We start from the raw sequence: 592 nt of genomic DNA, 5'->3' as shown, positions 1-592 counted from the left end.
ACCTTGTTCACCTGAGAACAGCTGACAAAACGCTGCGCTCACCACCAGGCCTGCGTGGCCGGTGCTCGGAATCTCGCGTACCACTCTTTCGTTGTGGTTCCGCGCGCACCGTCCACACCCACTGGATGCTCGCTCGCTACGTTTTGTTCGCCGCTCCAAGACCGGTAGCGTTTCGGCGTCTATTGCGAAGATGCACGACACAACGCCCGGCACGACCGGGCGTTTTTGTGTGGCCGCGTGCCGCGGCGCAAGCAGGGCTTTGGCGGATCAGACGTCAGGTATGTGGGGGCGCCCAACGCACGCATGGCCAACCCTCGCGGCGCAGGCGCATCGTTGGCGAGGTTCCCTGTGTGAAGCGATGCGTATCGTGACGTGCGTGTGCAAACCGCCAAAAGAAAGAAGCCCGGTCGGGGGACCGGGCTTCCAGTGCAACGCGGGAGAGAGATCGCATTGCAGTCAAACGTGCGGCTTACCAGCTGAAGCGCGGGCCGACCGACCATTCCTTGTTGCCGTCGCCATCCATACGGATGTCGCCGTTGATGCCCCAGTTCTGGTTCAACTTCACCTGGGCGCCAAGACGGCCGTAGAAGTT

General features: G+C 62.2%; 1 other RNA gene and 1 pseudogene. One reads left to right on the top strand and one right to left on the bottom strand.

The window, feature by feature from the left end:
* The first annotated feature begins 75 nt into the window (after window positions 1-75).
* Window positions 76-152: non-coding RNA, sX9 sRNA (locus tag CSC62_RS17515), on the top strand.
* A 317-nt stretch (window positions 153-469) separates the two neighbouring features.
* On the opposite strand, the pseudogene CSC62_RS17510 reads toward CSC62_RS17515, so the two are convergent.
* Window positions 470-592 (bottom strand): annotated as a pseudogene (locus CSC62_RS17510) (OmpO family porin); the annotation flags it as partial.

It is taken from the genome of Pseudoxanthomonas jiangsuensis (assembly GCF_010093185.1).
Lineage (GTDB): Bacteria > Pseudomonadota > Gammaproteobacteria > Xanthomonadales > Xanthomonadaceae > Pseudoxanthomonas > Pseudoxanthomonas jiangsuensis.
The sequence above is the reverse complement of the archived record's forward strand: the minus strand, read 5'-3'. Positions and strand labels throughout refer to the sequence as shown.